Here is a 14201-nt window from a genome sequence, read left to right on the forward strand (position 1 = left end):
GCGCCGGCAGGATCGCCGCCCGCGCCTGTGCAGCAGAGCATTAGGCCACGAAAATATTGCATCAGCAATATCAAATCTCTGTGAGAAAACTTTTGCTACAAATCTCTCCCCGGGCGGTGACCAATAGTGTGCAAGCCGATGATTATTTTTGGGCGTCGTAATCGGCGCCATGACAGCCATCCTATACTCGCGTCAATACCAATATTTCAGTGAGACACGTTCCATGACCACCTTCATGACGTCGCGCCGCCAGTTCATGCAATCGGCAGCCAGCGCCGCCGTGATGTCCACGCTGCCATCGCTGGCGCTGGGGATCACCGCCAATGATGGCAGCGAGCCACGGCCGGTCGCCGGCACCGATTTGCGCTGGCTGGACGGCGCCGTACCGGCGCGGTTCGAAGGCGCGACCTTGGGCGTGCCCTGGCCACGCGGTACGCTGCGCCCACCGACCAAGGGGCCGCTGCAAATGCGACTGACTGGCGCCGGTAACGGTGCCCGGGCCGTGCAATCGTGGCCGCTGGCGTACTGGCCCGATGGGTCATTGAAATGGACCGCGCACGCGGTGGCGGCCGGCGCCTCGGCGGTCGGCAGTTCCGCAGAGGCGTGGCGACTGGAGCTTGGCGCGTCCGCAGCGCCGGCCGTCGGCGGCGTCGCCGTCAAACAGACCTCCGCCCTGATTACCGTCACGGTCGGCCCCACGGTATGGCGCATTCCCACCAGCGGCGAACACCTGATCGCCTCCGCCACCCGCAGCGGGCGCGCCATCGTGCAGGACGTCAAGCTGCTGGCGCTGCGCCAGGACGGACCGCAACCCGACGAAACCGGAACAGTGACACGCCAGCGCTATACCAGCCGGGTGGACCAGGTGACGGTCGAGCAGACCGGCCCGGTGCGCGCCACGCTCAAGCTCGACGGCATGCACCAGGGCCAGGGGCGCAACTGGTTGCCGTTCTCGGTACGCCTTTACTTCTATGCCGGCGCCGAGAGCGTGCGCATGGTCCATACCTTCATTTTCGATGGCGACGCCAAACAGGACTTCATCGCCGGCCTGGCCGTCACCGCCAAAGTGCCGATGACGGACCCCGCCCACGACCGCCACATCCGCTATGCCGGTGAGGGCGTAGGCGTATGGGGCGAGGCGGTGCGCCCGGTCACCGGCCTGCGCCGCGACCCCGGTGACGCCTACCGCGCCGCGCAAGTGGCCGGCCAGGCACTGCCGCCGTTGGCCGGCATGGCTAAAACGGTGCAGGACGGCCTGCAGTGGATCCCGCAGTGGAACGATTTTTCGCTGACCCAGCTCAGCGCCGACGGTTTTACCCTGCGCAAGCGCACCGCTGCCGGCCAGGCCTGGATCGACGTCAACGGCGGCACGGCCAGCAAGGGCCTGGCCTACGTGGGCGGCGCCGCAGGCGGCGTGGCGCTGGGTCTGCGCGACTTCTGGCAGCGCGCCACCACGCGGCTCGACGTGCGCAACGCCGCCGGTGAGGTAGCCGACATCACCGCCTGGCTGTACTCGCCGTCGGCGCCGGCGCTGGACATGCGGCCGTACCGCGCCGCCAACGGCATGGTTACGCACGAGCAGCAGATCGCTGGCCTGAACATCATCTACGAGGATTACGAAGAAGGGTGGGACTCGGCCACCGGCGTGGCCCGCACCAGCGAGCTGCAACTGTGGGCCTTGAGCGCCACGCCGTCACACGATGTGTTCTCGCACATGGCCGAGCAGGTGGCCAATCCGGCGCGCCTGGTGCTGGCGCCCGAGCGCATCCACCAGTGCGCGGTATTCGGCGACTGGGACGTGGTCGATACCGGTACCCCGGGCCGGCGCCTGCTCGAAGAAAAGCTGTCGGCCCAACTGGACCAGTACCTGCGCGAAGTGAAGCAGCACCGCTGGTACGGCTTCTGGAACTACGGCGACGTGATGCATGCCTACGACAACGACCGCCACATGTGGCGCTACGATATCGGCGGCTACGCCTGGGACAACTCGGAACTGTCCACCGACCTGTGGCTGTGGTACAGCTATCTGCGCACCGGCCGCGCCGACCTGTTCCGCATGGCCGAGGCCATGACGCGCCATACCGGGGAGGTGGACGTGTACCACCTGGGGCCATTCAAGGGGTTCGGAACGCGCCACGGCGTGCAGCACTGGTCCGATTCGTCGAAGCAGCCCAGGGTGTCGAACGCCGCCTACCGCCGCATCTATTATTTCCTGACCGCCGACGAACGCGCCGGCGACCTGATGCGCGAACTGCTCGACTCGGACGCAGATTTGCACAAGGTCGATATCTCGCGCAAGCTCGCGCCCAATGCCGCACGCGCGGCGCCGGATGGCATGATCAACGCATCGTTCGGCACCGTGTGGGGTTCGCTGATCGCGGCCTGGCTGGCCGAGTGGGAGCGCACCGGCAATACCCGTTGGCGCGACAAGATCGTCAACGGCATGCAGACCATCGGTGGTCTCAAGCGTGGCTGGTTCGCCTCGGCCGCGCCGTACGATCCGAAGACCGGCAAATTCGGCGGCGCTGGCGACTACTTCCAGTTCTCGAACCTGAACGGCGTGTTCGGCGTGGTGGAAATGAATTCCGAACTGCTGGCGCTGGTGGACGTGCCGGCCTACCGCAAGACCTGGCTCGCTTACTGCCGCGCCTACAACGCGCCGAAGGAAGACCTGGTGGCGCTGCTGGGGCGCGATCCCGGCGGGCGCGGCATGACCAATACCAACTCGCGCATGACCGCTTACGCTGCCTACCACGAACGCGACCGTGCGCTGGCGCTGCGCACCTGGCGCGAATTCTTCGGCGACGACTTCGCCAAAAACGCCGCCCGCGACGCGCCGCGTCATATCGACGGCACCGCCACCCTGCGCCCGCTTGACGAACAGCCCAACATCAGCACCAACGGCTCGGCGCAATGGGGCCTGGCAGCGATCCAGAACATGGCGCTGGTCGGGGACAGCCTCGACGAAGCGGCGCGGGCCGCCGGCCTGTTGCGCTAACCACTACCTGACCACGGAAACACCCATGAAAAAACTACTGATCGCCTTGTGCCTGGTGCTGTACTTCGGCGCTGCCACCGCTGCCACCGCTGCCACCGCTGCCACCGCCGCCGCTGCCGACACCGCCGCCCATGCCGAGCTGCGTCCGGCCCTGCTGCTGACCGCTTCGCAGTCGCGCGACAGCCAGGACTTGTCGGGCCAGTGGACCTATTCGAAAGACCTGTACCGCACCGGCCTGAACGACATCAATGGCTGGGTAGCCAAGTCGCGCATGCAGCGCTACCGCGACATCGACATCGCCGCTGCGGAAGCGAAGGGCGGCGTCGAGTTCTTCGAGTTCGACCTCGATCGCAGCGCGCAGATGAACATTCCCGGCGCCTGGAACGCGGCCACGCCTACCTTGCGCTACTACGATGGCCTGGTCTGGTTCCAGCGCGAATTCAACGCGCGCAAGGAGCCTGGCAAGCGCGCCTTCCTGCGCTTCGAGGCGGTCAATTACCGCGCTTACGTGTACCTGAACGGCAAGGAAATCGGCCGCCACGAGGGCGGCTTCACGCCGTTCGTGCTGGAAGTGACCGACGCCCTGCGCGCCGGCGACAACCGCCTGACTGTCGGTGTCGATTCCACCCACGACGCCCAGACCATTCCTACCCCGATCACCGACTGGGACCTGTACGGCGGCATCACGCGGCCGGTGCGCCTGATCACCACGCCCGCCACCTTCATCGACGACGCCACCCTGAGCCTGGGCCAAGATGGCCGCATCACCGGCGCCGTGCAATTGCAGGGCGCGCAGGCGGCCGGCCAGGTCGTCAAAGTGGCGATTGGCGACCTGGCCACGGCCAGCGCCACCACCGATGCCAACGGCCGCGCCGTGTTCGCGCTGGCCGCGCCAGGCAAGCTGCAACGCTGGTCGCCCGACAGCCCCACGCTGTACGACGTGCGCTTTACCACCAGCGGCGACGCTGTGCGCGACCGCATCGGTTTCCGCACCATCGCCGTCAGGGGCAACGAGATTCTGCTCAACGGCAAACCGATCTTCCTGCGCGGGATCTCGCTGCACGAAGAAGAATTCGGATCTAACCCGGCGCGCAATATGACCGAACAGGCCGCGCGCGCGCTGCTCGGTGAAATCAAGCACGGCTTGAATGGCAACTACGTGCGCCTGTCGCACTACCCGCACTCGGAAACCACGCTGCGCCTGGCCGACGAAATGGGCCTCTTGGTGTGGAGCGAAATCCCCGTGTACTGGACCGTGGACTGGGAAAATCCAGCCGTGCTGCACAAGGCCCTGGTCATGCAGGCCGAGACCGTTTACCGCGACCGCAACCGCGCCTCGGTGGTGATGTGGAGCGTGGGGAACGAGACGCCAGTGTCGCCGGCGCGCACCGCCTTCCACGGCGCCATGGCCGATAACGTGCGCGCGCTCGATCCTACCCGGCTGGTGAGCGCGGCGCTGCTGGTGGAGCGCCATAAAGTGAATGGTGAAGACGTGACCGAAATCCAGGACCCGCTGGCGGACAAGCTCGACGTGCTGGCCGTCAACACCTACGCCGGCTGGTACGGCGCCGACACGCTCGCCGCTCTACCGAACCTGAAATGGAAGCTGCCGACCGACCGGCCGCTGATCCTGTCCGAATTCGGCGCCGACGCGCTGGCCGGCTACCGCAACGACAGCATGAAGAAATTCACCGAGGAATACCAGGCCGAGTACTACCGCCAGACCCTGGCCATGGCCGAACAGCTGCCGACCCTGCGCGGGCTGTCGCCGTGGATCCTGAAAGACTTCCAGTCGCCCCGGCGCGAACACCCGGTGTTCCAGAACGGCTGGAACCGCAAGGGACTGATGTCGGAGACCGGCGTGCGCAAGCAGGCGTTTGGCGTGCTGGCCGATTACTATCGCAGCAAGGCGGCCAGGTAGCCCTGGGCGTTACTTCAACGCCTCCACCAGCCCCGGCGCAAATTCGGCGCCGTACTTGACCTGCGCGGTGGACGCCTTGATGGTGCCGCCGATCGGCTCGGCGCGGCCACCGAGGCACTTGCCGAGGAAGTTCTCGGTCACCGCGTTAAAGGCGATGTTGTTGACCGGGCGCGCAAAGCCGTGGCCCTCGTCCGGGAACTCCACGTACGTCACCGGTATATTTTTCGCTTTCATCGCGTCGACGATCTGCACCGACTCGCGCACGTTCACGCGCGGGTCCTTGGCGCCCTGGCCGATCAGGAGCGGACGCTGGATGTCGGCAGCAAAGTTGAGCGGCGAGCGTTCCTTGAGCAGGGCCTTGCCTTCCTCGGTGGTGGGGTCGCCCATGCGCTTGTAGAACTGCTGCTTGCCCGCTTCCCAGTACGGCGGGATGGTTTGCAGCAGCGTAAACAGGTTGGACGGGCCCACGATATCGACGCCGCAGGCAAAGGTGGTGGGTGTAAACGCCAGGCCTGCCAGGGTGGCGTAGCCGCCGTACGAGCCGCCCATGATGGCCACCTTGTCGCTGGTGGTGATGCCGTTCTTGACCGCCCAGTCCACCGCGTCGAGCAGGTCGTCGTGCATCTTGCGGCCCCACTGCAGGTCGGCTGCCGAAATGAAGTTCTTGCCGAAGCCGGTCGAGCCGCGATAGTTCACCGACAGCACCGCGTAGCCGCGGTTGGCCAGCCACTGGTGGTAGCTGTTGTAGCCGTAGCGGTCGCGCGCCCACGGGCCGCCGTGCACCATCAGCACCAGCGGCACGGGTTTGGCGGCCTTGCCGGTGCCGGCCGCATCGACCGACTTGGGCAGGGTCAGGTACGACACCAGCGTCAAGCCGTCGCGCGACTTGATTTCTTGCGGATGCATGGCGGCGAGCGGCGCACCTTCGAGCTCGGGCCGGCTGACGTACAACTGGCTCAGTTTCTTGGCTTTGCGGTCGTACAGCCAGGTGGACGAGGGCGCGGTGACCGGATCGACCGTGATCAGCCATTTGTCGTCGGCCTCGTTGCGCGAGCTGAGGAAGAACTGGCCCTTGATGTTTTTCTTCAGGTAGGCCAGGTCGGCTTTCAGTTCCTCGGTGAGCGGTACGTACTCCTGCTTCAGGTAATCGACGCCATAGGCCAGCACGCGGCCGGTGCGTTTGTCCTGCAAGGCGTTGGAGATGTCGGCGCGCGGGTCTTCGGCCACCACCGTGGTTTTGCCGCTGGCGACATCCTGGGCCAGCAGCGCCGACGTGTTGCGGTTGCGCGAGTCGGTCCAGTACAGGGTCTTGCCGTCGGTGGTGAATCCCAGCGGCGCCGTGGTCTGCGAATCGTCAAGCCCCACCTCGGTCACCGGCGTGGTCTCGATCTTGCCATCGACGATGCGGTAGTAGGTGGCGCCGCCATCGGCGCGCGCCTTGATCGTCAGGCGCAGCTTGAGCTGCTCGTCGGCCAGGAAGCCGGCGTAGCCGTCGTTCTGCTGCACCAGGGTCAGTTTGCCGGTCTTGAGGTCGAGGCTGTGGACGTCGTGCCACTTCGGATCGCGGTTGTTGACGCCGATGAGGATGCGGTCCTTGACCTTGCTGCTGATGTTGACGATCTGTACCCGGGTCTTTTCAAACGGCGTGTAATTGGTCTGCTTGCCGGAGACGACGTCAACGCCGTAGAGCAGGAAGTTTTCATCGCCCCCCTTGTCCTGGATGAACAGCACCGTGTTCGAATCGGGCGCCCAGAAGCTGCTGCGGATCGGCCGCGATTTCTCCTCGGTGAGCGGCTTGGCCCTGGCCAGATCGGAGCTCGGCGCCACCCACACATTGAGCACGCCGTCGCGCGGCGCAATCCACGACAGCCACTTGCCGTCCGGGCTGATGTTGGCGCCCGACTTGCTGGCATTGCCGAAGATCTTGGCGCGCTCGATCAGCGGCACCTCGCTGGCAGCGGTCGCCGAGGCGGCGACATTCTGGGCGTGGACGGGCAGGGCGCCGGCCAGCAGCAAAACCGGCAGCAGGGAAGGCAGGGCGTTCAGGGCAATACGGTTCATGGATACCTCGTCGAAGTGGCGGGATGGTCAAACATGCCAGGTTTGCATGTGTGAGCCGATGGTAGCGGTAATTGCCCGCCGCGGGGAATTCTTGCGATGGACGGTCGCTGGCGCGGCATGAACGGCGAAAATACAGTACTGCGAATTTGTTGTTGCGGTGCAAAACAGTCCGTCGGAGTGTCACTGCATTCATTGCGCTGCGTAAATTAAATGTATAACATCTTTGCGCGACACCAGTCGTTGTCGTGCCACGTCAGCTAAGTCCCTGTCCCCAGCCCCGCCGGAGATTCACCATAAACCAGATCGTCCAGCAATCACGCGCAGGGAGCAGGCATGAGCATTCAGGATCTTAAAATTGGCACCCGGCTGGGTTTGTGCTTCGCGGCCGTGCTGTTGATGATGGCGGTGCAGTCGTTCATCTCGATCGCGCAGATCAACGGCATCGGCACGCGCAGCGAACAGATCGTTCACGAGGACATGGCCAAGGCCGACGCAGTTGCCCTGATCGACGCCACCACCCGCGCCAACGCGCGCTACACGATGGAACTGTTCATGGCGCCGGACCAGGCCTACGCCGACCGCGTACGCGCGCGTATCGACAGCAACAAGAAGACCATCACCGCTGCCGTGGCCGTGCTCGACGCCATGATCACGCGCCCGGAAGGCAAGGCCTTGCTGGCCCAGTTCAAGATCGACCGCGCCGCCTACGTGAAGGCGTTTTCCAGGGTAAGCGCCTTGCTGACCGAGGGCAAGCGCGACGAAGCGACTGAGGTGCTGATGGCCACCACCTTGCCGGCGCTCGACGCCCTGCAGGCCACCATCGGCGGCTTGTCCAAGCTGCAAAAGGCACTTGCCGCCAGCGCCATGGACGATATCGCCGCGCGCATCGCGTCCACCCGCCTGACCACCATCATCCTGTGCGTGCTGGCCCTGCTGTGCGGCAGCGCCGGCGCCTGGCTGATCACGCGGTCGGTCACCCGCCCCATCGGTGCAGCAGTAACGCTGGCCGAGGCTGTGGCCGCCGGCGACCTGCGCACCCGCCAGTACCAGCCCACGCGCGACGAGACTGGCCAACTGCTGCATGCTTTGCACACCATGAGCGGCAGCCTGCAGCAAATCGTCAGCCGCGTGCGCGGCGGCACCGAGACCATCGCCTCGGCCTCTTCCCAGATCGCCAGCGGCAACCAGGATTTGTCGGCCCGCACCGAGCAGCAGGCCAGCGTACTGGAGGAAACCGCGTCGTCGATGGAGGAACTCACCTCCACCGTGCGCCACAACGCCGACAATGCCCAGGAGGCGCGCCGCAAGGCGCAGACCGCGTCCGACGTGGCCGTGAAGGGCGGCGCCGTGGTCGCCAGCGTGGTCGATACCATGCAATCGATCCGCGTCTCGTCGGGCAAGGTGGCCGACATCATCAGCGTGATCGACAGCATCGCCTTCCAGACCAATATCCTGGCGCTGAACGCGGCGGTGGAAGCGGCGCGCGCCGGCGAGCAGGGACGCGGCTTTGCCGTGGTGGCCACCGAGGTGCGCAACCTGGCGCACCGCTCGGCCGCCGCCGCCAAGGAAATCACCACGCTGATCAACGCCTCGGTGCAGCAGGTGGGGGAGGGTAGCGCGCTGGTGGAAAAGGCCGGCCAGACCATGACCGAAGTGGTGGACAGCATCCGCGACGTGACCGTCATCATGGCAGACATCGCCGCTGCCAGCGCCGAGCAGGGCCAGGGCATCGAGCAGATCAACCAGGCTGTCACCGAGATGGACACCGTGACCCAGCAAAACGCCGCGCTGGTCGAGGAAGCGGCAGCGGCTGCCGAATCGATGCAGGATCAGGCGCGCACACTGGCGCAGATTGTCAGCCAGTTCCAGCTCGATGATGACGGCCGGCCGGCCAGCCACCCGCCTGGCCGCATCGTCGCGGTTCGCGCTGCCGGCCTGACCTTGCGCAGTGGGACTTTCCCTGCCAATCGGTAAGCTTGCCTGGTAAGCACATGGGCTAGACTGGGGTGGAACGTGTTCAACGTGACGGAGAATCCACCCGATGAAAAATATCACCCTGCGCCAGTTCCGCATTTTCGAGAGCGTGGCGCGCAACCTGAGCTTTTCGCGCGCGGCCGAAGATCTGCACCTGACCCAGCCCGCCGTCTCCATGCAGATCAAGCAGATGGAAGGCCTGGCCGGCCTGCTGCTGTTTCGCCACACCGGCAAGCGCATTGCGCTGACCGACGGCGGGCGCGTGGTGCTGCGCCACTGTCAGGTGATCCTGGCTGATTTGCATGCCGCCGAGCAGTCGCTGGCCAGTCTGCTAACCGGCGCCGCCGAACAACCGCGCCAGCGCCTGCGCGTGGGTCTGATCACGTCGGGCAGCTGCTGCTTCCCGCACCTGATCCGCGTGTTTTTGCAGGACCACCCTCAGATAGACCTCGACATGACCGTACGCAGCCGCGACCAGCTGGTGGCCATGCTGCGCTGCGACGCGCTCGACCTGGCGGTGATGCTGCATCCGCCAGAGCTGCGCGGCGTGGATGCCACGCCGTTTGCCGACAACCCGTTCGTGCTGGTGGCGCCAACCGGTCACCCGCTGGCCGGCCAGGCATCCGTACCGGTCGCCTGCCTGGCGCAAGAATGCCTGATCGTCCGCGAGCACGGCACCGATACCCGGCAGGTGGCCGACGATACCTTGCTCGGTCTGGCCGCCGTTGGTCGCGAGTCTGCGCCCCGCTTCATGGAACTCGGCTGCAGCGAAGCGGTCCGCCAGTCGGTCATCGCCGGCATGGGCGTCGGCCTGCTGTCGGCGCGCGAGGTGCAGGCAGACGTCGCCAGCGGCCTGCTGTGCGTGCTCGATGTGCAGGGCTTTCCGGTGATGCAGCAGTGGCACGCCGTGCACCGTGGCGAGCATGCGCTGCCACACGCGGCGCGCGACTTCCACCGTTTCCTGCTCGACGAGGGTGCGGCGCAGCTCGATCGTTTATCACTCACCCAGCCAAAGCCTGCCACAGCAGCGTCACATTGAGCAGGACGATGGCCGCAGTGGCGAGCGCCGCCAGCACGGTCAGCTTACGGCCCGCCGTAAAGCCCTGCATCACCGAGCGCCGCGACGACAGTACCACCAGCGCGATCAGCGGCACCGGCAGCACCAGGCTCAGAACGATCTGGCTGTCGATCATGGCCGTCATCGGATTCATGGTGGCGCACACGATAAACGCCGGCACCATCGTGACCAGGCGCCGCGCCAGCAGCGGAATGTTGAAACCGACAAAACCCTGCATGATGTTCTGGCCGGCCATGGTGCCCACCACCGAACTCGAAATGCCCGAGGCCAGCAGCGACACCAGGAACAGCACCCCGGCACCTGCGCCCAGCGCCGGCACCAGCGTGTGATAGGCCGTCGCGATATCGGCCAGGCCAGGCACTGTCTCGCTGAAGGCGGCAGCGGCCATCGCCACCATCGCCATGTTGACCAGCGCGGCGGCGCCAAGCGCGATCGCCACTTCGCGGTTGGAGAACGATACGAGCTTGCGGCGCTGGGCATCGTTGCGGGTTGGCGCGCGATTTTGCGTCAGTCCCGAATGCAGGTAGATCGAATGCGGCATGATGGTCGCGCCGACGATGCCGACGGCCAGCATCAGCGCATCCTTGCCGTGCAGTTGCGGCACGAAGGTATGGAACAGCGCCGCGTGCCAGTCGGGCGGCACGATCACCAGCTCGGCCAGGTAACTGAGGCCGATCACGGCCACCAAGGCGGCAATGACGATTTCCAGCGGCCGGAAGCCCTGCGCGTCGAGCGACAGGATGGCGAACGTCACCACGCCGGTAATCACCAGCCCCCAGACCAGCGGCACATTGAACAGCAGCGAGATGCCGATGGCGCCGCCCATGAACTCGGCCAGGTCGGTGGCAATCGCGCCGATTTCGGCGGCGAGCCACATCGCCATCACCAGCGGCCGCGAAAACTCGTCGCGGCACACCTCGGCCAGGCTGCGGCCGGTGACGATACCCAGCTTGGCCGACATGGCCTGGAACAGCATCGCCACCAGGCTGGCCAGGAGCACCACCCACAGCAGCTGGTAGCCGTAGGTGGAGCCGGCCTGCAGATTGGTGGCGAAATTGCCGGGATCCATGTACGCCACCGACGCCACCACCGCCGGTCCGGCAAACGCCAGCACCGAGCGCAGGCCGCGCCGCTGGTGGTCGAGGGCGTCGCGCATGGTGGCGACGGTGTTGACAGTGGCTGCGGTGTTCATGGCGGCGGTCTCCTGGCGTTACATCACGCGATCACGTCACGGCGATTTTTCAGTTTGTGGATGACGTCGAGCGTGGCGTCGTCCACCCGCAGGTGCTCCTTGACCAGCTGGCGCGGCGTGTTGGCCAGCCACTGCGACAGCGAGATTTCCGAGAAGTGGTCGGACTTGAACAGCTCGAGGAAAATCAGGTCCGACGTGCCGGTGTTCTTGATGTAGTGGCCCAGGCTTTTCTGCACATAGCCCACGTCGCCGGGATTGAAGTCAACAGTCTGCGCCACCGGCCCGGTGTTGAACACCGTCATGCGGCCGGAACCCTTGATGAAGTACTGCCATTCGTCGGCGTCCGGATGCCAGTGCATTTCGCGCAGGCCGCCGGGGCGCAAGGTCACTAGTGCCGCCGCCACCGTTTTCGAGACCGGGAAGTTGCTGCTGTCGACGATGCGCACTTCGCCGCCCGGTTGGGTGAGCGTCGGTTTCATGGAACCCATGCGGAAGATGAACGGATGGTCGGGGCGGCCGAGGCTGGAGGCCGCGTACAGCTGGTCGGCCTTGAGCTGACCGGCTTGCGCGCCCTGGTAAATCCACAGCTGCTCGAGCGGGATGTTCTCGAATTTATCGGCAGGCACGCCGAAGTTCTGCGCCAGGATGTCGGGCGGCGTGTGGGCCAGCCAGTCGCTGAGCATGAGCGTATTGAATTCGCCGGAGGCGCCGTCATCGAAAGCGATCACGAACTCGCCGCCGTTGGCGCCGATGCCCTGCAGCGAGTGCGGCAGGCCGGGCGGGAAGTACCAGATGTCGCCCATCTCGACATCGGCCACTTCGGATCGGCCCTGGCTGTCGATGGTGGTGATACGGATGCCACCCACGGTGACGATGGCCCATTCGGCCTGCTGGTGCCAGTGCAGCTCACGCACGCCGCCAGGCCCCAGGCGCATGTTGACGCCGGCGATGTCCTTCGAGATCGGAAACGCCTTGGTGGTCACCTCGCGCGCCCAGCCGCCATCCTGGATGCGCTTGTGCGCCATGTTGAACGAGTTCCACGGAATCTGCATGCCGCCCACGTCGGTGGCGGGCGGGTTGGCGAACGACGGCAGCACATCGCGCAGCGCCGGATTTTGCGGACCGGGATCGGCATTGGCCAGCGCTGACGAATTGATGGCGCCTTGCAGCGGCCGATTGGGATTGCCGAACTCGGCAGCCTTGGCAGCGGCGGCCGCGCCCAGCGCCACCGCACCAGCGGCCGCACCGGCCAGGATCCCGCGACGATGAAGGTCGGTCATGCTATTTCTCCTTGAAGAGTTTCCGCTGGTCCGGTTGGGCAACGGGTAACGCTGGAGCGGCCTGCACGGCTTGTCAATTTCGGCAGGCACTCCGATGGAGAAATAGTAGGACAGGGCGGAGGGGAAGGATATTCAGGATTTCTTTGGGTGATGCATAAGCGGGGCTGATGCATGGGCATGATGCGGCAGTGCAAACTATCTGCAGCTGGCGCTGCACGCTGGTCTGATTGAAATGACTGCGCCAAAGCGCTGAGCAGCGCCATGCCGCCCGCCGGCCGCGCCGGGCGGTCGTGTTGCACGCGTGCCGGACAGCTGTCGTGACGAACCGCCGGCGCAGCGATGACAGCTCCGAGCTGGAACACGCTCACCGCTTGCGCCTGCGAGGCGGCCTGTTCATGCGGCGCATTCGATGCTGCCGCCGCTTCTTCCACCAGCGCGGGTGCGCGAGGACAGGTCCATATTGCAGGCGGAAATTTGGGCCGAGGCCGTGGCGACGGTACCGTTGCGCACTTCCTGCACAATGTTGTACAGCGACGCATTCATGTCGCCAAGCGCCTGCATCAGTTGGCCCGTTTCATCCTTGCTGGTGACGACCACGTGGAGAAAGCAAAAAAAATGCCCACTGCAAGAGTGGGCATCGGCGTCGATACAGCGCTGAGCGGCTGTTATCGGACTGCTCTTAGCGAACTGATGTCAAGAATTCAGGAAGCTGGGCCTGGGTTGATGACCGTGCCCAGCGGCGCCCAAACCCTGCCGCCGAGCGGCATCACCGGTGTTTCTGTCGTGACCTTGCCTTCTGCCTGTAGTTGCAGCAGCGCGTCCAGCGATACCGGGCCTTGCGGGTTGCGGTCCTGGTCGAGATACGAGTACTCCATGACCTGTTGCTGCTTCATCCTGGTCTGCGCTGCGGTCATCGCAACTTTTCCGTGCTCGACGGCTTTGTTGCTGACGGTGCGCAGGACCGTCGCGGTTTGCGATCCTACCGCGCCGAGCATCTGTTTCACCCGTTCGCCGTCGTCGTTATTCATGGTGTTGAGCATCCCCATGTCCTGGGGCTCGTCGTTATGCAGTTCCAGGTAGGGGGCGTTACGGAATCCCAGCGCAGCGGCATAGAACACGTGCGGAATCGATGTGCGCTTGGTGTTGTACGCGCGCGCTGCTTCGTTGAAGCGCTCGCGTTGACGCTCCAGGTCGTTTTCGACGTTATAGATTGCTTCCATCAGGGTATTGTACTGCTGGCTTGATTTCAAATCCGGATAGCGCTGCGCCAGGCCGTTAATCGCCGACACCATCGAGTGCGACTGCTGCTGGATCTGGGCAATATTGGCCGCCGAAATGTCATCCGATATCTTCAGGTGAACGAATTTTTCGGTGTCGGCGTAACCCTTGACGGCTTCGATCAACTGGTTCGTCAGGCTGACCTGTTTGCGGGCGGTCACGCCAATATTCGAAAAGGCTGCCTTGACGGCTTCCGACAACGCGCGCAGCTGGTTGTATCCGAATAGCGCCATCACTGCGAGCATGATGGCCGCATAGATCGCAATCTTGATGATGGATCCGATGAAATCGAATATGCCCGACATGAGAGTGCCCTTTGCTCTTAATGAAAATGTAAGTAATCATAACATTGCCTGCTCTGCAAATGGGTATGCACTGAGGCAAAGGAGCAAGAATTTTTCGTTGTGGAAACAAAAACG

General features: G+C 64.8%; 9 protein-coding genes. 4 read left to right on the forward strand and 5 right to left on the reverse strand.

The window, feature by feature from the left end; all coding sequences use genetic code 11:
* The first annotated feature begins 223 nt into the window (after nucleotides 1–223).
* Together J2X54_RS04240 and J2X54_RS04245 are read left to right on the forward strand one after the other, a co-directional pair.
* Nucleotides 224–2998, forward strand: a complete 2775-nt coding sequence (locus J2X54_RS04240; protein WP_310178211.1) for a Tat pathway signal sequence domain protein — start codon at nucleotides 224–226, stop codon at nucleotides 2996–2998.
* A gap of 25 nt (nucleotides 2999–3023) precedes the next feature.
* Nucleotides 3024–4919: a glycoside hydrolase family 2 TIM barrel-domain containing protein gene (locus J2X54_RS04245; protein ID WP_310178214.1), complete on the forward strand. Its 1896-nt coding sequence runs from the start codon at nucleotides 3024–3026 to the stop codon at nucleotides 4917–4919.
* Nucleotides 4920–4928: 9 nt separating this feature from the next.
* Here J2X54_RS04245 and J2X54_RS04250 read toward each other — a convergent pair whose 3' ends face one another.
* The gene (locus tag J2X54_RS04250; RefSeq protein ID WP_310178215.1) at nucleotides 4929–6980 is read right to left on the reverse strand and encodes a S9 family peptidase; all 2052 of its coding nucleotides are present in this window, start codon (nucleotides 6978–6980) and stop codon (nucleotides 4929–4931) included.
* Between the two features lie 333 nt (nucleotides 6981–7313).
* Here J2X54_RS04250 and J2X54_RS04255 point away from each other — a divergent pair, with 333 nt between their 5' ends.
* Both J2X54_RS04255 and J2X54_RS04260 read left to right on the forward strand, forming a co-directional pair.
* Nucleotides 7314–8954: a methyl-accepting chemotaxis protein gene (locus J2X54_RS04255; RefSeq protein ID WP_310178218.1), complete on the forward strand. Its 1641-nt coding sequence runs from the start codon at nucleotides 7314–7316 to the stop codon at nucleotides 8952–8954.
* A 67-nt stretch (nucleotides 8955–9021) separates the two neighbouring features.
* A complete protein-coding gene (locus J2X54_RS04260; protein WP_310178220.1) occupies nucleotides 9022–9993 on the forward strand; it encodes a LysR family transcriptional regulator in 972 nt (323 codons plus the stop codon).
* Here J2X54_RS04260 and J2X54_RS04265 read toward each other — a convergent pair.
* The 4 genes from J2X54_RS04265 to J2X54_RS04280 all read right to left on the reverse strand — a co-directional run bounded on the left by J2X54_RS04265 (nucleotide 9956) and on the right by J2X54_RS04280 (nucleotide 14087).
* Entirely contained in the window at nucleotides 9956–11224 is a 1269-nt protein-coding gene (locus tag J2X54_RS04265; RefSeq protein ID WP_310178223.1) for an Nramp family divalent metal transporter, read from the reverse strand. The genes J2X54_RS04260 and J2X54_RS04265 overlap by 38 nt on opposite strands.
* A gap of 23 nt (nucleotides 11225–11247) precedes the next feature.
* Nucleotides 11248–12504, reverse strand: a complete 1257-nt coding sequence (locus tag J2X54_RS04270) for a cupin domain-containing protein (RefSeq protein WP_310178228.1) — start codon at nucleotides 12502–12504, stop codon at nucleotides 11248–11250.
* 393 nt (nucleotides 12505–12897) lie between these two features.
* Nucleotides 12898–13101, reverse strand: a complete 204-nt coding sequence (locus tag J2X54_RS04275; RefSeq protein ID WP_310178231.1) for a hypothetical protein — start codon at nucleotides 13099–13101, stop codon at nucleotides 12898–12900.
* 104 nt (nucleotides 13102–13205) lie between these two features.
* Entirely contained in the window at nucleotides 13206–14087 is an 882-nt protein-coding gene (locus tag J2X54_RS04280; protein ID WP_310178234.1) for a LemA family protein, read from the reverse strand.
* Nucleotides 14088–14201 lie beyond the last annotated feature (114 nt).

The organism is Duganella sp. 3397, from assembly GCF_031456625.1.
Lineage (GTDB): Bacteria > Pseudomonadota > Gammaproteobacteria > Burkholderiales > Burkholderiaceae_D > Rugamonas > Rugamonas phyllosphaerae.